This window comes from Quisquiliibacterium transsilvanicum (assembly GCF_014202215.1).
Taxonomy (GTDB): domain Bacteria; phylum Pseudomonadota; class Gammaproteobacteria; order Burkholderiales; family Burkholderiaceae_E; genus Quisquiliibacterium; species Quisquiliibacterium transsilvanicum.
Map to the genome: position 1 here is coordinate 235,839 of NZ_JACHGB010000007.1, position 18,475 is coordinate 254,313.

Here is an 18,475-nt window from a genome sequence, read left to right on the forward strand (position 1 = left end):
GGAGGGGCGAGGCGAACCCGGCCTGCGGCAGCCGCTGCGCCCCTCGCTTACATGCGCCGGCGCACCGGGTGCAGGTCGGGGAAGCTCGGCTCGCGCTTTTCCTGCTTCGCGCGGAATGCCTCGGCCATGTGCGCGCCCGAGAACATGCCGGTCTGCCAGGTGGCGATGTAGTCCAGGCCGTCGGCGATCGTGTGGTCGCGTGCGTAGTTGATCATCACCTTCGAACCGGCCACCGCCAGCGGCGCCTTCGACGCGATCTCGCGGGCCGTCGCGAGCACGTGCTCGAGCAGCGCCTCGTGCGTGTCGAAGACCTCGTTGACCAGGCCGATCTCCTTTGCCTTCTGGGCCGGCAGGCGGCGTCCGGTGTAGGCCATCTCCCGCACCCAGCCTTCCGGGATCAGCTTGCACAGCCGCGGGAAGGTGCCCACGTCGGCGGTCATGCCGATGTTGATCTCCTGGATGCAGAAGAAGGCGTCCGCGGTCGCATAGCGGATGTCGCAGGACGACACCAGGTCGACGCCGCCGCCGATGCAGGCGCCCTGGATCGCCGCCAGCACCGGCATGCGCGCCTGGTCCAGACAGCTGAACGCGCCCTGCAGGTGATGCACGTGGCGGCGGAAGGACTCCATCGCGGTGTGCCGGTCATCCCCTTCGCCGTCAGGCGAGGTCACTCCGTCGAAGACCGACAGGTCCATTCCCGCCGAGAAGTGCCTGCCGGTCGAGGAGACCACGATGCAGCGCGCGCGGGCATGGTCGTCGATGTCGCGGACGATCTCCGGAAGCTCGTTCCAGAAGTCCCGGTTCATCGCGTTGAAGGCCTCGGGGCGGTTCAGACGGATGTGGGCGACGCCCTGGTCGAAGCTGACGTCGAAGCTCTTGTGGCTGGTGCTGGCTTGGGCGTTGGTGGTCATGGGTTCCTCGTGGTGATGGGCGGCGGATGGCTCGCGGGCATTTTGGCCCAGGGCACAAGTCACGGGCACGGGACACGTGCCGACCGGATGCCGCTTTTCGCGATCCTGCGCCTTGTCAGCCTGCAGGGGCAGGGACCGCGTGTTGCGCCCACGCCTGCCACTCGGGGCCGAGCGGCGCCTCGATGCGCAGCATGCGTCCGTCGGCCGGATGCTCGATCTCGAGGCGCAGCGCATGCAGCCACAGCCGCTGCAGCCCCAGCAGGCCTGCCAGCGCCCGGTTCAGCCGACCCTTGCCGTGCGTGGCGTCGCCGATCAGCGGATGGGCGATGTGTTTCATGTGCCTGCGCAGCTGGTGGCGCCGGCCGCTGAGCGGCTCCAACTCCACCAGCGCGCAGCGGGTGGTCGGGAAGCGGGCGCAGGGCAGGGCGAGCTCGTGGCGGGCCAGCGTCCTGAAACGCGTGCGCGCGTCCTGTATCTCGTCGCTACCGCGGCGGGCGTCGTCGGCCAGGCGCCGCAGCGGATGGTCGACCAGTCCTTCCGCGGCCGGCCAGCCGCGCACCATCCCGAGATAGGTCTTGCGCAGCGCCGCGCCCGCCTCGAAGCGCCGGCCCAGCAGCCCGGCCGTGCCGGCGTCGAGCGCGAACAGCAGCACCCCGCTGGTGCCCTTGTCCAGCCGGTGCACCGGCCACACGTGGCGGCCCAGCTGGTCGCGCAGCAGCTGCAGCGCGAAGCGCGTCTCCCCGGCATCGAGCCCCGTGCGGTGCACCAGCAGGCCAGCGGGCTTGTCGACCGCAACCATCAGTTCGTCCAGGTGAAGAATCTCGAGCATGTGGCGATCCTGCCACGGAGATGTCATGTCGGAGCGCTATCTTCGGCCGTTGCGCAATGCGAGCCGACCGAACGCGCGCCGCAAGGCCCGTTTCCCTCTGATCCGGCCTTTGCGGGGTTTGCCCCCGGGTCGATCCGGCATTAGAGTCGAACGGTTGATGCGCGCCGCAAGCAATGCGTGTGCCCGCCCTCGCAAGCAAAGGAACCGAAGGTCCGTGTCTGCTTTGTCCACGATCGCACGCTGCCAGCGCCTTGCCGCGAACTCCGCGGGCCGGGACCTGGTGGTCGGGGATCTGCACGGCCATCGCTCGCTGTTCGAGCGCGTGCTGGAGCGCATGAACTTCGACCCGGCGCGCGACCGCGTCCTCTCGGTGGGCGACCTGATCGATCGTGGGCCGGAGTCGCTGGACACGCTGGCGCTGATCGAGCAGCCCTGGTTCCATGCGGTGCTTGGCAACCACGAGCTGATGCTGCTCAACTTCCTCGGGTACTACGGCAGCCGCATCCACAACAGGAAGTCCTTCCCTTCCGGCAGCGGTCAGTGGGTCATCGAGGCTGCGTCGCGCAGCCGCAAGAGGCTCGGGCGGCTCGCCGACCGGCTCGCGTCCCTGCCGCTGGCGATCCACGTCGATGCCTCCGTGCCTTTCAACGTGACCCACGGCGATCTGCACCCGCTGGGCGATTCGCAGCAGAACCTGCTCGACGTGGCCGGCGTGTCCGTCCACGTCGCCGACAGCGCAACCACGTCCCGCCGCAACATCGGCGAGGCGATGAAGTGCGGTTTCGTCGACCTGGATTTCGCCGGCCAGCCGGTGCAGGTGAGCGACGCGCCCTTCGGCGAGCTGCCGCTGACCTACGTCGGGCACTCGCCGCTGACCCGGGTGACGGTGCACAGGTCCTATGTCTATGTCGACCAGCGCGTCGGCGAGCGCTCGGCGCGGCGACCCGAGGACAGGCCGCCGACGGTGCTCGACCAGACGCGCTTCTCCTTCTGGCTGCGCGGCGTCGCGCTCGCGCGCAAAGGCGCCGAGGCACGCGAGCGCGTCGTTTTCCCGCTGCGCACCGGTCCGTCGGTGCGCGTTGCTGCGGCCCGCGCCTGAAAGTGCGGCGCGCAGTGCCCGGCAGGCTTCGGCGCGCCCCGCCGTCGGGCTCCTGCCAACGAGAAGCCCCATGAGCTCCCCCAAGGAAATCGAACTCAAGTTCCTCGTGCCCGCTGCCGCGCGCGCGGCTGTGGCGGCCGAGATGGCGCGCGGCTCGGCCACGCTGGAGCGGCGCACGCTGGCGGCGAGCTACCTGGACACCCGCGATCGCCGGCTGGCCCGCGCTGGCATCGCCTGGCGCCTGCGCCGCGAAGGCCGGCGCTGGATCCAGGCGCTGAAGGCCGGCGGCGCCAACGCGCTGGAGCGCTTCGAGCACGAGGTGATCCGGCCGGTTGGCACCCACGATCCGCTCGAGCACGCCGGCACCAAGGTGGGCGACCGGCTGCTGGTGCTGCTCGAGCGCGCGCGCGCCGACGGCGTCGAGGTGGAGGTGCGCTTCCGCACCGAGGTGCGGCGCACCGCGCGCCGGGTGCGCACCCGGGGTGCGGTGGTCGAGATTGCGTTCGACGAAGGCCGGCTGTTGTCGGGCGATGCCAGGCTGCGGATCCGCGAAGTGGAGTTCGAGCTGGTGTCCGGCTCCGCGGTGGCGATGCTGGCGCTGGCCGATCGCTGGCGCAAGCGCTTCGGGCTGATCCACGATCCGCGCAGCAAGGCCGACCGCGGCGATCGTCTGGCGCAGGGCGAGCCCCATCCTCCGCTGCGCAAGGCGGCGCAGCCCGACTACCGGCAGGACGCGGACGCGCTGGGCGCCTTCGGCGCAGTGCTCGACGAATGCCTCGCGCAGATCAACCGCAATGCCATCGGTCTGATCGAAGGCGACCCCGCGCTGCGCGTCGACCACGTGCACCAGTTGCGCGTCGGCATCCGCCGACTGCGCAGCGCGCTGCGCAGTTTCGACGGCTGGGTGCCGATGCCGCCGGCGGCGCTGGTCGACGAGCTGCGCGCGCTGTTCGCCGAGCTGGGCCGGTCGCGCGACAGCGACGTGCTCGATACCGGCGTGGTTGCCGAACTGGCCAAGGTGGGGGCGCCGCCGCTGGCGATGCCGGCCGGGGCCGCCGGGCCCGACCCTGCCGAGGCGCTGCGTTCTCAGCGCACGCAGGCGCTGCTGCTGGCGCTGATCGCCTGGCGCGCGGGCCTGGCCGAGCTGCCGCCCGCTGCGGCTGCCGGGGCGCGGCCCGATGAGGCGACGCTCCAGGAGGGCGGTGACGATGGCGAGGCCGAGGCCGAGGCCGGATCCGAGGGGGAGGCCGAGGCCCCGGAAGCCGCCGCCGAGGGCCCGCCGGATGTGCAACAGTTCCGCCGGGGCGTGGAGCGCCGGCTGCGCCGCTGGCATCGGCGCATCGCCGCCGACTGGAAGGCCTTCGACACGCTGGAGGAGGAGGCGCTGCACGCGCTGCGCAAGCGCATCAAGCGCCAGCGCTATGCGGTGGAGTTCTTCGCGCCGGTGCTGCGGCGCCGTTCAGTCGAGCAGTACCTGAAGCCGCTGGCCGACGTGCAGGAGCGGATGGGCGAGCTCAACGACCTCTTCGTTGCGCGCAGCCGCTACCAGGAACTGCTCGCGGCGGACCCAGCCGCATGGTTCGCGCTCGGCTGGCTGGCGGCACGCATCGCCGAGCTGCGCGCGCTTGCCAGGCCCGAGCTCGGGCGGCTGGCGAAGGCGTCACCGCCGGTGGCCCGATAGCCTGCAGGACAACGCGAGAGGACGGCCCTGTCGGCCGGCCCGAGGAGACGAGAACGGTGAGATACACGCCAGAGGCCATCGCCCGCTACAACGACAACCCGCTCTACCGGGCGATCGGCATCCGCCTGGAAGAAGTCGCCGACGGCAATGCCCGGGCCACGCTCGCGCCGCTTGCGCAAGTGTGCTGGCCCACCGCGGGGCAGCCGCACGGCGGAATCCTGTTCACGACGCTGGACACCACGATGGCCTTCGCCGCGCTGTCCACTGCCGACGCGGACAGCGGCTGCGCCACCGTCGACTGCAGCATCCAGTACCCGGCGCCGGCGCAGGACGGCCCGTTCAGCTGCCGCGCGACGACCGTGCGCAAGACGGGGCGCACGGTGTTCGTGCGCGCCGAGATCGTCGATTCGCGCGAGGCCCCGGTGGCGCTCGCGCAGGCCACCTTCCGGATCCTGGCGCCCCGGCCGGGCTGAGTCTGGCGCGGATCCCTGGCCTACCCATCCGCTGGGCCTTCGGGCCTCGGCACAAGGGTGCCGCGCGTCCCGGGCCGGGCGTCGATCCCCTGACGGCAGGCACGCGGGTTCATGCGATCCCGGCCAGCCGCGCCAGCGCCGCGGCCGCTGCCCCCGCGATCACCACCCCGAGGAAGGGCGCGCGCAGCGCAAGCGCGACCGCCGCCGCGGCCAGCGCGAGCGCGCGGGCGTCCAGCGCCAGCGCGCGCTCCGCTCCCAAGGCGTTGACCGCAGTGAGCGCGGCCAGCAGCCCGATGGTAATGGTGCCGGCCACCCGGCTCATTCGCGGGCTCGACAGCCAGCGCGCCGGCACCAGGTAGCCGCCCAGCTTGGTGAGGTACGCGGCAGCGCTGGCGGCGAGAATCCATCCCCACAGACTCATCGAGAGGACTCCGTGCGCTCCGGCTCGTAGTCGCGCGGATCCACGTCCGGTTCCAGGCCCTCGTCAGCGGGCCCGTGCCCGAGCCAGCCCCATAGCGCGGCCACCAGCGCGGCCACCAGGATGGGGATGCCCGGCGGCGCCCAGGGCACGGCCACCAGCGCGGCCAGCGCGCAGGCCACTGCGATCGCCGCCGGCTCGCGCCCGCGCAGCCTCGGCCAGAGCAGCCCGAGGAAGGCTGCCACTGCCGCGCCGTCCAGTCCCCAGCGCTTCGGGTCGCCCAGCGAGTCGCCCAGCAGCGCGCCGGCCAGCGTGCACAGGTTCCACAGCAGGAACACGCCCGCGCCCGCCGTCCAGAAGCCGCGCCGCTGCTCGGCCGGGTCGGTCTGTCCGGCGGCGGTCGCCGCGGATTCGTCGATGCTCAGCTGCGCGGCAAGCAGCCTGCGCCAGCCGCGCGGCGCCAGCATCCGGTTGAGCTGCATCCCGTAGACCGCATTGCGAACGCCCAGCAGCGTCGCCGCGCCGAAGGCCGCAGCGCCGGTGCCGCCGCCGGCCATCACGCCGATGAACGCAAATTGCGAGCCGCCAGTGAACATCAGCAGGCTCAGCGCCATCGTCTGCCAGAGGTCGAGTCCGGCGGCCGCCGACAGGGCGCCGAAGGAGATGCCGTACAGGCCGGTGGCGACCGAGATCGACAGGCCGATCCGGACCGCGGGGGAACTCAGGAAATCCATTCCCGGATTGTGCCGTGCCGCGTCCCGCCAACGGCGTTAAAGTGGCCGTTCCCGCGCTCCGAACCGCAGGCACAGGAGGTTCCCGATGCAGCGACGCCCGTTCAAGCAGGTCGATGTCTTCACCCGGGAGCCCTTCCTGGGCAACCCGGTTGCGGTGGTGCTGCAGGCCGACGGGCTCGGCGCGGCGCAGATGCAGCACATCGCCCGCTGGACCAACCTGTCCGAGACCGCCTTCGTGCTGACGCCCACCGACGCGCAGGCGCACTACCGCTTGCGGATGTTCACGCCGGGCGCGGAGCTTCCGTTTGCCGGGCATCCGACGATCGGCGCCGCGCATGCGCTGCTCGAAGCGGGTCTGGTCCAGGCCGACGAAAACGTGCTGCTGCAGGAGTGCGGCGCCGGCCTGGTCAGGCTGGAGATCACCCGCCACGCGGGCGCGGACCGCTGGATCGCCTTCGACCTGCCGCAACCCAGGACCACCCTGCTGGACGATGCCCAGCTCGAGGAACTCGAGTCCCTGCTGGGCGCGCCGGTGCTGCGCGCGATGCGGCCGCGGGTGATCGACGTCGGCGCGCGCTGGATCGTGGCGCAGCTCGAAGGCCCCGAGGCCGTGCTCGCGCTGCGGCCCGACCTGCAGCGGCTGGCGGTGCACGATGCGCGCGCGGGCGTCACCGGCGTGACGGTCTTCGGCGAGCATCCGCAGGGCTCGGCCGCCCGGCTCGAGGTGCGGTCCTTCGCGCCTGCGCAGGGCATCCCCGAGGACCCGGTGTGCGGCAGCGGCAACGGCTGCGTCGCGGTGTTCGTCCGCGAGACCAACCAGCTGTCGCATCTGGGCAGCGACTTCCTGGTGGCCCAGGGTTCAGCGCTTGGCCGCGCGGGCCGGCTGCGTCTGCGGATCGAGCCGCAGCGGGTCCAGGTCGGCGGCATGGCGGTGACCTGCGTCGATGGCTCGATCGCCACCTGAAGCAGGCGCTCGCGCCCGCCGCTCCGGCAAAGCGCGACCAGACGCCGGCGCGATGCCGGCGGGCCGCGGCGCCGAGCCTCAGCCGTCCACGGTCTCGCGCACCGGCGTCATCTCCAGCCCCTGCAGGCTGCCGTCGTCGCGCCAGGCCTTCCACATCCGGATGAAGGCCATCGGTCCGCGCCAGTACTGCGAGTTGCGCTCCATGCGCGCGTCGGGCTTGCCCTCGTTGTTGTAATAGCCCGGCGTGCACTCGTTCAGGAAGGCCTGGCGGGTGCGCGCGAGCGACACGATGGTGTCCACCCACTGTTCCTCGGCCTGTCCGTCCGCCTCGACGGTGCGCGCATCGCGCGCCTTGACCGCCTTCATCACGTAGGCGATGTGGTGCGACTGCTCGTCGAGCATGTGCTGGAAGTTGGCGCTCTGGCCCGACTGCTGCGTCGTCATCACGAACAGGTTCGGGAAGCCGCGCGTGAAGAGGCCGTGGAAGGTGCTTGCGCCGTCCTTCCACTTCTGGGTCAGCGTCAGCCCGCCGCGGCCGGTCACCTCGAAGCCCAGGCGGCGGGTGAAGTCGGTGCCCACCTCGAAACCGGTGCCGTAGATCAGGCAGTCGAGCTCGTACTCGCGTCCGTCCACGACCACGCCCCGCTCGGTGATCCGCTCGACGCCCCTGCCGTGGGTGTCCACCAGGTGCACGCTGGGGCGGTTGAAGGTCTGCAGGTACTCGTCGTGGAAGCAGGGGCGCTTGCAGAACTGGTTGTACCAGGGCTTGAGCGCATCCGCGGTGGCGCGGTCCTTCACGATGGCGTCGACACGCGCGCGCACCCGCTCCATCTTCTGGTAGTCGGCGAGCTGGATAAGTTCGGCCTCGTCGCGCACCGGCTCGCCGGTGCGCGGCTTCTTGCGTGCCGCGAGCAGGATGTTGCTGATCAGGTCGGTCCAGCCATCGTTGACCAGGTCCACATCGAAGCGGCTGCCCGAGATCACCGCGGTGAAGTTGTCCATCCGCTCGCGTTGCCAGCCGGGGGAGAGGCTCTTCGCCCACTCCGGGTCGGTGGGGCGGTCGTTGCGCACGTCGACCGACGAGGGCGTGCGCTGGAACACGAAGAGCTCCTGCGCGCTGGCGCCCAGGTGCGGCACGCATTGCACTGCGGTTGCGCCGGTGCCGATGATGCCCACGCGCTTGTCGGCCAGCCCGGAGAGCCCGCCGGTCGCGTCGCCGCCGGTGTAGGCGTAGTCCCAGCGGCTGGTGTGGAAGCTGTGTCCCTTGAAGCTGTCCACGCCGGGGATGCCGGGCAGCTTGGGCAGGTTCAGCGGTCCGCCGGCGATCACCACGAAGCGTGCGCGCAGCACGTCCCTGCGGTCGGTGAGCACTTCCCAGCGGGCCTCTTCGTCCAGCCAGCGCATGCCGGTGATCGTGGTCTGGAAGAGGGCGGCGCGGTACAGATCGAAGTGCCGCCCGATGCGGCGCGAGTGCTCGAGGATCTCGGGCGCCTTCGCGTACTTGGCCGTCGGCATGTAGCCGGTCTCTTCCAGCAGCGGCAGGTAGATGTAGCTTTCAGTGTCGCAGGCCGCGCCGGGGTAGCGGTTCCAGTACCAGGTGCCGCCGAAGTCCCCGCCCTTCTCCACGATGCACAGGTCCTCGAAGCCGGCAGCGCGCAGGCGCGCGCTGGCCAGCAGGCCGCCGAAGCCGCCGCCGACCACCAGCACGTCGAGATCGCGCACGATGGCGTCGCGCGTGAACCCGGGCTCCACGTAGGGGTCGTCCAGGTAGTGCGCGAAGTGCCCCGTCACCTCGACGTACTGTGCGTTGCCTTCAGCGCGCAGGCGGCGGTCGCGCTCTTCGTCGTACTTCCTGCGCAGCTCGGCGGGGTCGAAGCCCAGTGCTTCGACGGAGGGCGTGTTCGTGTCGGTGTCGGCCATGGGGGTCGCTTCGAAGGGGTGGGGCGCGGGTCTGTCCTGCGCGTTCGGGCCCAAGTTTAGGTCGGGCTGCCCGGGCGGGCGCGGAAGGCGTGCCGGTTTCGGAATGCCGCCGTCGGGTCGGTGGGGTCCCGGATCGGACGGAAACCGGCCGGCCCGCGCCGCAGCGCACATTGACCCTGCGGGCGCGGGCCGGGAATACTGGATGCGAACCGACCCTCCGAGGAGCACCGCCGATGACCCGCGCATTCGAGATCGAGCCGCTGGACGCCACCTTCGGGGCGGTGGTCCGCGGCATCAGGCTGGCCGAGCTGGACGAGGGCGCCTGGGCGGCGCTGCACGAGGCCTGGCTGGAGCATGCGCTGCTGGTGCTGCCGGGCCAGCACCTGGACCGCGCCCAGCAGGTGGAGTTCGCCAGGCGCTTCGGCCCGCTGGAGATCGAGCTGGCGGCGATCAGCAACGTGCGTCGCGATGGCAGCGTGCGCCCGGAGACCGGCGACGACGTCGTCAACGTGCTCAAGGGGAACATGGGCTGGCATGCGGACAGCACCTACATGCCGGTGCAGGCCAAGGGCGCGGTGTTCAGCGCCGAGGTGGTCCCCGCCGAGGGCGGTGAAACCGGCTTCGCCGACATGAGGGCCGCGTGGGACGCGCTCGATGCCGCGACGCGCGCGCGACTCGAGGAGCTCAGCGCGCATCACTCGCTGCATTACAGCCAGGCCAGGCTCGGCCACGAGCACCGCGAGGGCAGCGCCTACGGAGGCTACGGCTTCCACGACGGTCCGGTGCCGCTGCGCCCGCTGGTGAAGACCCACCCGGAAACCGGGCGCCGGTCGCTGCTGATCGGCCGCCATGCGCACGCGATTCCCGGCCTCGACCCGGACGAGTCGGAGCGGCTGCTGCAGGAGCTGATGGACTTCGCCTGCCAACCGCCACGCACCTACCACCATCGCTGGACGCCCGGCGACGCGGTCATCTGGGACAACCGCTGCCTGCTGCACCGGGCAATGCCCTGGGACATGAGGCTGCCCCGGGTGATGTGGCACACGCGGCTGGCCGGTGACCCGGCAAGCGAGTCGGCGCTGCCGCAGCAGGCGGACCAGCAGGTGCGGTGACGCAAGCGGGATTGCGGAATCCGGCCGGCGCGCCACTCATGCCCCTGCGCCGCGCGCAAGGGATACTGGCCGACCGGCCTGCGCCTGATGACCACAAGGAGACCCCGTGCGCCTCGATTCCCCCCGAATCGCCCCCGTTCCGCAGGATCAGTGGACGCCCGAACAGCAGGCCATCGCGGCGCCGATGCTCGCGCGCAAGGGACCCCTGCTCAACATCTTCCGCACGCAGCTCGCGCATCCGGACGCGATGCGCGCCTTCCTGGACTTCGGCAGCTACGTGCTGAGCAAGCGCAACACGCTGCCCGCCCGCGAGCGCGAGCTGGTGATTCTTCGCGTGGGCTATCTGTGCCGGTCCGGGTACGAGTGGACGCAGCACCACCGCATCGGGCTGAACGCCGGGCTGGGCGCGCAGGAGATCGAGCGCATCAAGCAGGGCCCGGACGCGCCCGGCTGGAGCGCTGCCGATGCGTCGCTGCTGCGCGCCGCGGACGAACTGCACGCCGACCATTTCGTGACCGACCCCACCTGGCAGGCACTGTGCGAGCACTTCCAGCCGAAGCAGTGCGTCGACCTGATCTACACCGTGGGGCAGTACACGATGGTCTCGATGATGCTGAACACGCTGGGCGTGCAACTCGACGAAGGCCAGGAGCTCGATCCCGACCTGAGGAAAAGCTGACGCGCCGCCGCCGGCAGACGGGGAAGCAGCGACCCGGGCCGGATAGAGATCGATCGTGACCAGGGAAACCCGAATGCCTGCACTGCACCACCTTCCGGCCGTCCGGCTCGCCAGCGCAGTGCGCGCCGGCGAGGTCGGCGCGCGTGACCTCCTCGAGCACTTCCTCGAGCGCGTCGACCGGCTGAATCCCGCGATCAACGCGGTCATCCTGCAGGACCGCGAAGGCGCCCGTGCGCGTGCCGACGCCGCCGATGCGGCGCGCGCCCGCGGCGATGCGCTGGGCCCGCTGCACGGCGTGCCGATGACGGTCAAGGAGAGCTACGACCTGGCCGGCATGCCGACCACCTGGGGCATTCCGGAGCTGCGCGGCAACATCGCGCGCAGCGACGCGCTGGCGGTCCAGCGCCTGTCGGCCGCCGGCGCCAACGTCTTCGGCAAGACCAACGTGCCGATCCGGCTCGCGGATTTCCAGAGCTACAACGAAATCTACGGCGTCACCGGCAACCCCTGGGACCCCGCCCGCACGCCCGGCGGTTCCTCGGGGGGCTCCGCGGCGGCGCTCGCGGCGGGCCTGACCGGCCTGGAGATCGGCAGCGACATCGGCGGGTCGATCCGCAATCCCGCGCACTTCTGCGGCGTGTTCGGCCACAAGCCGACCTGGGGCCTGGTGCCGCCGCGCGGCCATGCGCTGGGCGGCGTGCTGACCCCGACGGACATCTCTGTCATCGGCCCGCTGGCGCGCTCGGCCGACGACCTCGAGTGCGCACTGCGGCTGATGGCCGGCCCGGACCTGCTCGAGTCGGCCGCGATGCGCGTGGAGCTGCCGCCGCTCGACAAGCCGCTGGCGAAGCTGCGCGTCGCGGTGTGGAAGACCGATCCCATGTGCCCGTCGTCGCGGGACGTCGCCGCGCGCGTGGAGGCGGTGGCCGCCGCGCTGGCGGGTCAGGGCGCGGTGATCGACGAGTCGGCCCGACCGCAGTTCAGCGCGGCGCACGGCCATGAGACCTTCACTGCGCTGCTGCTGGCGGCGATGGCTGCCCGCCTGCCCGACGGCGATTTCGCTGCCGCGGTGGCGCGCGCCGAATCGGCCGCGCCCGACGAGCGCAGCGCCGCCGCCGTGCAGCAGGCCCGCTGGCAGACGCTCCGGGTGCGCGACTGGGCGCGGATCAACGAGGCACGCACGCAGATCCGCTGGGCCTGGCACCGGTTCTTCGAACAGTTCGATTTCCTGCTCACGCCGGTGATGCCGACCTCCGCCTTCCCGCACGACCACCTGCCGTTCAACGAGCGCAGCATCGTCGTCGACGGCATGTCGCATCGGTATTCGATGCAGACCTTCTGGGCCGGCCTTGCAGGGGTCGCCTACCTGCCGGCCACGGTGCTGCCGGCAGGCAGCTGCGCGGCGGGCCTGCCGATCGGGGTCCAGGTAATCGGGCCGGCGTTCGGCGACCTGCGCACGATCCAGCTGGCGCAGCGGCTCGAAGCGATGGGGTTCGCGTTCCGCGCGCCGCCCTCGATGGCCTGACCCGCTGCGGGAGGCTGCGGCGCGGCAGGCCCGGCGCGCGCCGTCGGGGCGGGCGCCGCGCTGCGCTGCGCTGCGCTCAGCCCTGCCGGGCGAAGAAGACTGCGCTCATCGCCAGCCCCGTCAGCACCACGCCCGCGCGCACCCATCGCGCGGGCAGCCTGCGCGCCCACTGCGCGCCGAACCAGCCGCCGGCCGTGGCCGCAGCCATCATCAGCAGGCCCTGCTTCCACGCGATCGCCCCGGCCAGCACGAAGGCCACCACCGAGACCCAGGACAGCACCAGCGAGTTCAGGTTCTTCAGCGCGTTCACCCTGTTCAGGCGCGTGTCGCCGGCAAGCGTGTACAGCGCCATCAGCAGGATGCCCAGGCCGCCGTTGAAGTAGCCGCCGTAGACCGCCACTGCCAGCAGCGCGGGGTCGTGCCAGCGCGCCGGCGCGCTGGCGCCGGACGAGCGCGCCTGCATCCGCCCGGCGATCGCCGGGCCGGCAGCGAACAGCACGGTGGCGAACAGCAGCAGCCAGGGCACGATCCCCGTGAACAGGTGGCCCGGGGTGACCAGCAGCAGCAAGGCGCCGGCCACGCCGCCGGCCGCCGAGATCAGCGTCTCGCGCCGCAGGCGCGCCATGGGCAGCTCGCGCAACTCGGTCTTGAAGCCCAGCGTGCTGCCCAGGTAGCCGGGGCTCACCGCCAGCGCACTGGTGGCGTTCGCGACGATCGGCGGCACGCCGGTGAACACCAGCGCCGGAAAGGTCAGGAAGCTGCCGCCGCCGGCGATGGCGTTGAGCACGCCGGCGGCGAAGGCTGCGAGTGCGAGAAGGGCGTAGGCGAGGAGAGGGTCCATGTCGTTCCGGACGGCGGCTGGCGCAAAGGCCCGGATTATGGCCGCGATTCCGGAACCGTCCATGCCTGCCGGAGCGCGCCAGGCAGCCGCGCGCGGCACACTCCAGCCTTGTGCCGGCCGCCACCGCCAAGCGGGGCGGCGCGCCGGCGTTCCATCCAAGAGAAATCACCAGGAACCGACATGCGTGCAATGAGGCTCAGGAAACCGGGCGGGCTGGACAGGATCGAAGCTGGCACGGCGGAGTCGCAGCCCGTCGGATCGGGGCAGGTGCGCGTGCGCCTGCACGCCAGCTCGATCAACTATCACGACTACGCGGTGGTCACCGGCGCCATTCCGACGCCCGACGGGCGGATCCCGATGTCGGACGGCGCAGGCGAAGTGATCGAGCTCGGCGAGGGCGTCACCGCGTTCTCGGTCGGCGACCGCGTCGTCAGCACCTTCTTTCCGCGCTGGCTGTCCGGCGAGCCCACGCCCGAGGCGATGGCCGAGGTGCCCGGCGACCGTGGCGACGGCTACGCGCGCGAGGAAGTGGTGGCGGCCGCCACCGCGTTCACCCGCGCGCCGGCCGGCTACACGCACGCGGAAGCCGCCACGCTGACCTGCGCTGCGCTCACCGCCTGGCGCGCGCTGTTCGTCGAGGCGCAGGTGCTGCCCGGCGAGACCGTGCTGGTGCAGGGCACCGGCGGCGTGTCGATCTTCGGTCTGCAGTTCGCCAAGGCGGCGGGCGCGCGGGTCATCGCCACCTCGTCCTCGCCCGCCAAGCTGGAGCGCCTGCGCGCAATGGGCGCGGACCACGTGATCGACTACCGCGCCGACCCCGAATGGGGCAAGACCGCGCGCAAGCTCACCGGCGGACGCGGCGTCGACCACGTCGTCGAGATCGGCGGCGCAGGCACGCTGCCGCAGTCGATCGCCGCCTGCCGGCTGCACGGACACATCGCGCTGATCGGCGTGCTTGCCGGAATGGCCGGCGACGTTCCCACCGCAGCGATCATGCGCGGCAACGTGCGCATCAGCGGTCTCACGGTGGGCAGCCGCGCGCACCAGGAAGCGATGATCCGGGCCATCGAAGCCAACGGCATCCGGCCGGTCATCGACACCAGCTTCCCGCTCGAGGGGCTGGCCGACGCGTTCCGGCACCAGGCGTCGGGCCGCCACTTCGGGAAGATCTGCGTGGAGTGGTGACGCGCGTGAGCGCCGCGGGGGAGAGCGCCTGGCTGCGGGCCATGCCCTGGGCCTTCGTGCTGATCTGGAGCACCGGCTTCATCGTCGCGCGCTACGGCATGCCGCACGCGCCGCCGATGTCCTTCCTGGCGCTGCGCTACGCGCTGTCCATCCTGTGCTTCCTGCCCTGGATCCTGCTGGCCGGAGTCCGCTGGCCGGCCAGCCGCACGCAGGCACTGCATCTGGCGGTCACCGGCATGCTGATGCACGCCGGTTACCTGGGCGGGGTATGGGCCGCGGTCAAGGCCGGAATGGGGTCGGGGCTGTCCTCGCTGATCGTGGGCGTCCAGCCGGTGCTCACCGCCATCTGGCTCAGCAGCGTGGCCGGGCAGCACGTGTCGCGCCGCCAGTGGCTGGGCCTGGTGCTGGGCTTCGCCGGCCTGGTGCTGGTGGTCTCGCGCAAGTTCGGCGCGGGCGGACCGGGCGACCAGGCCAGCTGGCTGAACCTTGCGCTGGCGCTGCTGGCGCTGCTGAGCATCACCGCCGGCACCCTGTACCAGAAGCGCTATGTGCAGGCCTGCGACGTGCGCAGCGCCAACACGGTGCAGCTGGCCGCGGCGCTGGTGGTGACCCTGCCGCTGGCGCTGCTCGAGGCCGAGCCGATGCGCTGGACGCTGCCGGGCGGCGCGCCCAACGTCGAGCTGATCGGCGCCATGGCCTGGTCGGTGCTGGGGCTCACGCTGGGCGGCAGCTCCCTGCTCTACATGCTGATCCAGCGCGGCGCCGCGGCGTCGGTGGCGAGCCTGATGTACCTGGTGCCGCCATGCACCGCGCTGATCGCCTGGCTGCTGTTCGCCGAACCGGTCACCGCAGTCACGCTGGCGGGCACGGCAGTCACCGCATTCGGGGTGAGCCTGGTGGTGCGGGTGCCGAAGCGGGCGGGCTGAGGGCCGTGCCGCGCGGGACGTCGGCGAATGCCCTGGTCGCCCGGTGCAGTGTGATGTACCTTGCGAAAGTCCCGTTATGGGACTAACCTGTGTCTCATGCGAGTGATTGCCGTCGGCACCCTGCGGGCCTTCTGGGAGCGGCACCCGGATGCCGAACAGCCGCTCAAGGCGTGGTACCAGGAGGTCACGAACGCATCGTGGAGCCAGCCTGCCGACATCAAGGAGCAGTACCGCAGCGCCAGCGTGCTGAAGAGCCGTCGTGTCGTCTTCAACATCAAAGGCAACGACTATCGGCTGATCGTGGCCGTCGCCTACAGCTTGAAGGTCGTCTATGTGCAGTTCGTTGGCACCCACAAGGAATATGACGCAGTGAACGCAGAGACCGTCGAGATGGCATGACCGGCCATGGAGGAGAGCATGGAGATCCGCCCAATCCGCACCGAAGCTGACTACAAGGCAGTCCTGAAGGAAGTCTCCGCCCTGGTGGATTCCGATCCTGTTTCGGGCACGCCGGAGGGGGATCGCCTGGACGTCCTGGCGACGCTGGTGCAGGCGTACGAGGTCAGGCATCTCCCGATCAGTCCGCCTGATCCGATAGAGGCAATCAAGTTCCGGATGGATCAGAGCGGGCTGACCATCAAGGACCTCGAGCCGATCATTGGCAAGAGCAATCGTGTATACGAGATCCTGAACCGCAGGCGCCCGTTGACGCTGGCCATGATCCGCAGATTGCATCAGAGCCTGGGCATCCCGGCCGAAGTGCTGATCGCGGAGACAACGCGCTGATCACGCCCTGCCGTGACGGCAACTGCGTCACGGCAGGGCGTGATCAGCATGTCGCCGCCGCGGCCGACCACGGTGTCTTCGCCGGCGCTCTGCAGCGCGCCAGGGCGGCCTGAACGAGCGCGTGATCCCAGGCGCCCTGATCCGCCCGGCGATGTTCCGAAACAGGCAGGGCGCTGAAATCGGCGACCATGACCGTCGGGCTGCGAAACCACCAGAGGAGACCGCCTTGAAACCAGGAAAACCTTCCACCGTCGCCAATCCCCAGCGGCGGCACATGCTCGGCGCGCTGGCCGGCGTTGCCGCCGTGCCGCTGCTCGGCGCGTCGCCTGCCGCCATGGCCGCCGGCTTTCCGCAGAAGCCCGTGAAGCTGATCGTGCCGTTTGCCACCGGCGGCGCCACCGACATCCTCGGCCGGCTGATCGGCCGCGGCATGGAGAGCACGCTGGGCCAGTCGGTGATCGTCGAGAACCGGCCCGGCGCGGCCGGCGCCATCGGCGCCGCACTGGTTGCCAAGTCCGACCCCGACGGCTACACGATGCTGATGGCCGGCGTGGGCAGCAACATCGTGCTCAACCTCACCCAGCCGGCGACGCCCTACGAGGCCGATCGCGACCTGCAATCGGTGATCTACCTGTGCGACGTCGACTACGTGATGGTCGTCAATGCCGCGAGTCCGTACCGCACGCTCGGCGACCTGCTCGGCGCGGCGCGCGCGAAGCCCGGAACGCTGTCGTACATGTCCACCGGACAGAACGGGCCACTGCACGTCGGCATGGAGTACCTGACGCAGCGCGCCAAGGTGAAGATGATCCACGTGCCCTACAAGGGCGAGGCGCCGGCCTTCGGTGACCTGGTCAGCGGCCGCGTCGACGTTGCGATCATGACCGTGCCGTTCACCAAGCCGCAGATCGCCGCGGGCAAGCTGCGGCCGATCGCGACGATCAGCGCACAGCGCGCACGCGGCATGCCGGACGTGCCGAGCGTCGCCGAGCAGGGCTTCCCCGGCTACGCGGTGCCGATCTGGAACGGCCTGAGCGTGCCCTCGGGCACGCCGGCCGACGCGATGACGGTGCTCAACCGGGCAGCCAACGTGGCGCTGCGCGATCCTGCCATCGTCCAGCGGATGCTGGAGCTGGGGGTCGCCCCGATCGGCGGCGCGCCCGCCGACTTCGCAGTGATGCTGCGCCGCGAGCGTGAGCGCTGGGCGCTGATGATCAGGGAGACGGGGGTGCTGGGCGGCTGAGGCCGGCTGCGTTCCGGCATGGCAGGTGCCCTCGGGCTGAGCGGCGCAGTGCCTGCGCGCTGCGTCTTTCCTGCAAGGCTGTCGGGGGAACTTACGCCTTCACCGGAGCCGTGCCGAAGCGGACCCGGCAACTCGTTGAATTATCTGGATTTTCCAGATCCTGGTCCGATGCTTGCTTATTAGGCTCCGGGCGCGGGCCGATTGGCCCGCGCAACGGATAACGAACGGGAGCAGAAGATGAAGCGAAACATTCTGGGACTGGCAATCGCGGGGCTGCTGGCCGCGCCGCTGGCGGCGCATGCGATCAACGTCCGGGTCGACATGACCGTCGACAACTCCTACGCGCTCTTCTACGGATCGGCGACGCAGGCGACCAACTTCGTTGGCACCGACGGAAACTGGCCGACGGTCGAGACCTGGAACTTCAACCTGTCCGCCGGCCAGTACCTGTACGTCGTCACCGCGTCTGATCTGTCGGTGGCGCAGGGCTTCCTCGGCCAGTTCCAGAACCTCGACAGCGGCTACAAGTTCTACAGCAACGATCCCCAGTGGCAGGTCATGGCCACCGGCCTCGGCAACACCGGCGCCCCCTACTCAGGCTCCACGGCGGACCTCGCGCTGCTGTCCACGGAGATCCAGGACGCCAATGGCGGCGGCAACCCGTCGAACGGCTGGACCGCGCTGACCGCTGGGCCGGCGAACGGGTCTGGGCCTTGGGGGGGCCCCCTGGCGGGCATCGACCAGGCGGCCCGCTGGGTCTGGTACAGCTCGAACGGCGATACCGATCCTACGACCCCGGGCTTCAATCACGACGAGTGGCTGGTGTTCCGCATCGCGGTCGCCGCCACCCCGACCGAGCCCGTCCCCCTGCCCGGCACGATCGCGCTGCTGGGCCTTGGCCTGGCGGGCCTGGGCATGGCACGGCGGCGCGCAAGCCGCGCATGATGCGCTGCTGACGGAATCGATTCCCCGGGCGCGGGCCCTTCCCGCGAATCCGGGGAAGCGGGCAGCAACGGGCCTCCCCTCACGGGGCGGCCCGTTTTACGTTCAGCGCGCCCGAGAGCATCGCGGCGGCCTCGCCGTCCGTCCCGTTCCCGCGAAATATGGCTTCGGTTGCATATGCTGCGAAAGGCATATATCATCGAAGGC

At 71.0% G+C, this 18,475-nt stretch carries 19 protein-coding genes; 13 read left to right on the forward strand and 6 right to left on the reverse strand.

Annotated elements, in window-relative coordinates; all coding sequences use genetic code 11:
* Positions 1-47: 47 nt before the first annotated feature.
* Together HNQ70_RS18085 and HNQ70_RS18090 are read right to left on the reverse strand one after the other, a co-directional pair.
* Complete coding sequence (locus tag HNQ70_RS18085; RefSeq protein ID WP_183970398.1) at positions 48-911, reverse strand: crotonase/enoyl-CoA hydratase family protein; 864 nt, start codon at positions 909-911, stop codon at positions 48-50.
* 115 nt (positions 912-1,026) lie between these two features.
* Positions 1,027-1,740, reverse strand: coding sequence for a pseudouridine synthase (locus HNQ70_RS18090; protein ID WP_183970400.1), 714 nt, complete (start codon positions 1,738-1,740; stop codon positions 1,027-1,029).
* 214 nt (positions 1,741-1,954) lie between these two features.
* Between HNQ70_RS18090 and HNQ70_RS18095 the strand changes: the two genes are divergently transcribed.
* The 3 genes from HNQ70_RS18095 to HNQ70_RS18105 all read left to right on the forward strand — a co-directional run bounded on the left by HNQ70_RS18095 (position 1,955) and on the right by HNQ70_RS18105 (position 4,993).
* Positions 1,955-2,839 carry a metallophosphoesterase gene (locus HNQ70_RS18095; protein ID WP_183970402.1) on the forward strand — a complete coding sequence of 295 codons (885 nt, stop codon included), beginning with the start codon at positions 1,955-1,957 and terminating at the stop codon, positions 2,837-2,839.
* Positions 2,840-2,909: 70 nt separating this feature from the next.
* The gene (locus HNQ70_RS18100; protein ID WP_183970404.1) at positions 2,910-4,520 is read left to right on the forward strand and encodes a CYTH and CHAD domain-containing protein; all 1,611 of its coding nucleotides are present in this window, start codon (positions 2,910-2,912) and stop codon (positions 4,518-4,520) included.
* Positions 4,521-4,576: 56 nt separating this feature from the next.
* Positions 4,577-4,993 (forward strand): hotdog fold thioesterase, encoded by a 417-nt coding sequence (locus tag HNQ70_RS18105; RefSeq protein ID WP_183970406.1) that lies wholly within the window; start codon positions 4,577-4,579, stop codon positions 4,991-4,993.
* A 109-nt stretch (positions 4,994-5,102) separates the two neighbouring features.
* Here the strand turns inward: HNQ70_RS18105 and HNQ70_RS18110 are convergent, their stop codons facing one another.
* Together HNQ70_RS18110 and HNQ70_RS18115 are read right to left on the reverse strand one after the other, a co-directional pair.
* Entirely contained in the window at positions 5,103-5,414 is a 312-nt protein-coding gene (locus HNQ70_RS18110; RefSeq protein WP_183970408.1) for an AzlD domain-containing protein, read from the reverse strand.
* The gene (locus tag HNQ70_RS18115) at positions 5,411-6,145 is read right to left on the reverse strand and encodes an AzlC family ABC transporter permease (protein ID WP_183970410.1); all 735 of its coding nucleotides are present in this window, start codon (positions 6,143-6,145) and stop codon (positions 5,411-5,413) included. The genes HNQ70_RS18110 and HNQ70_RS18115 overlap by 4 nt, the downstream gene beginning before the upstream one ends.
* Positions 6,146-6,230: 85 nt before the next feature.
* On the opposite strand from HNQ70_RS18115, the gene HNQ70_RS18120 reads away from it, so the two are divergent.
* The gene (locus HNQ70_RS18120) at positions 6,231-7,109 is read left to right on the forward strand and encodes a PhzF family phenazine biosynthesis protein (RefSeq protein ID WP_183970412.1); all 879 of its coding nucleotides are present in this window, start codon (positions 6,231-6,233) and stop codon (positions 7,107-7,109) included.
* Positions 7,110-7,187: 78 nt separating this feature from the next.
* On the opposite strand, the gene HNQ70_RS18125 is transcribed toward HNQ70_RS18120, so the two are convergent.
* Positions 7,188-9,029 carry a flavin-containing monooxygenase gene (locus tag HNQ70_RS18125; RefSeq protein WP_183970414.1) on the reverse strand — a complete coding sequence of 614 codons (1,842 nt, stop codon included), beginning with the start codon at positions 9,027-9,029 and terminating at the stop codon, positions 7,188-7,190.
* A gap of 233 nt (positions 9,030-9,262) precedes the next feature.
* Here HNQ70_RS18125 and HNQ70_RS18130 point away from each other — a divergent pair, with 233 nt between their 5' ends.
* The 3 genes from HNQ70_RS18130 to HNQ70_RS18140 all read left to right on the forward strand — a co-directional run bounded on the left by HNQ70_RS18130 (position 9,263) and on the right by HNQ70_RS18140 (position 12,345).
* Complete coding sequence (locus HNQ70_RS18130) at positions 9,263-10,141, forward strand: TauD/TfdA dioxygenase family protein (protein WP_183970416.1); 879 nt, start codon at positions 9,263-9,265, stop codon at positions 10,139-10,141.
* A 106-nt stretch (positions 10,142-10,247) separates the two neighbouring features.
* Positions 10,248-10,820, forward strand: coding sequence for a carboxymuconolactone decarboxylase family protein (locus tag HNQ70_RS18135; RefSeq protein WP_183970418.1), 573 nt, complete (start codon positions 10,248-10,250; stop codon positions 10,818-10,820).
* A gap of 73 nt (positions 10,821-10,893) precedes the next feature.
* Positions 10,894-12,345 (forward strand): amidase, encoded by a 1,452-nt coding sequence (locus tag HNQ70_RS18140; protein ID WP_183970421.1) that lies wholly within the window; start codon positions 10,894-10,896, stop codon positions 12,343-12,345.
* Between the two features lie 76 nt (positions 12,346-12,421).
* Here HNQ70_RS18140 and HNQ70_RS18145 read toward each other — a convergent pair whose 3' ends face one another.
* Positions 12,422-13,186 (reverse strand): sulfite exporter TauE/SafE family protein, encoded by a 765-nt coding sequence (locus HNQ70_RS18145; protein ID WP_183970423.1) that lies wholly within the window; start codon positions 13,184-13,186, stop codon positions 12,422-12,424.
* A gap of 180 nt (positions 13,187-13,366) precedes the next feature.
* Between HNQ70_RS18145 and HNQ70_RS18150 the strand changes: the two genes are divergently transcribed.
* The 6 genes from HNQ70_RS18150 to HNQ70_RS19990 all read left to right on the forward strand — a co-directional run bounded on the left by HNQ70_RS18150 (position 13,367) and on the right by HNQ70_RS19990 (position 18,271).
* On the forward strand, positions 13,367-14,371 hold the full coding sequence (locus HNQ70_RS18150; RefSeq protein ID WP_183970425.1) for a zinc-dependent alcohol dehydrogenase family protein: 1,005 nt from the start codon (positions 13,367-13,369) through the stop codon (positions 14,369-14,371).
* Between the two features lie 41 nt (positions 14,372-14,412).
* A complete protein-coding gene (locus tag HNQ70_RS18155; protein WP_183970479.1) occupies positions 14,413-15,297 on the forward strand; it encodes a DMT family transporter in 885 nt (294 codons plus the stop codon).
* Between the two features lie 96 nt (positions 15,298-15,393).
* Positions 15,394-15,696 carry a type II toxin-antitoxin system HigB family toxin gene (locus tag HNQ70_RS18160; RefSeq protein ID WP_183970427.1) on the forward strand — a complete coding sequence of 101 codons (303 nt, stop codon included), beginning with the start codon at positions 15,394-15,396 and terminating at the stop codon, positions 15,694-15,696.
* An 18-nt stretch (positions 15,697-15,714) separates the two neighbouring features.
* The gene (locus HNQ70_RS18165) at positions 15,715-16,083 is read left to right on the forward strand and encodes a helix-turn-helix domain-containing protein (protein ID WP_183970429.1); all 369 of its coding nucleotides are present in this window, start codon (positions 15,715-15,717) and stop codon (positions 16,081-16,083) included.
* A 226-nt stretch (positions 16,084-16,309) separates the two neighbouring features.
* On the forward strand, positions 16,310-17,326 hold the full coding sequence (locus HNQ70_RS18170; RefSeq protein ID WP_183970431.1) for a Bug family tripartite tricarboxylate transporter substrate binding protein: 1,017 nt from the start codon (positions 16,310-16,312) through the stop codon (positions 17,324-17,326).
* A 237-nt stretch (positions 17,327-17,563) separates the two neighbouring features.
* Positions 17,564-18,271 (forward strand): PEP-CTERM sorting domain-containing protein, encoded by a 708-nt coding sequence (locus tag HNQ70_RS19990; RefSeq protein ID WP_221302884.1) that lies wholly within the window; start codon positions 17,564-17,566, stop codon positions 18,269-18,271.
* Positions 18,272-18,475: the final 204 nt, after the last annotated feature.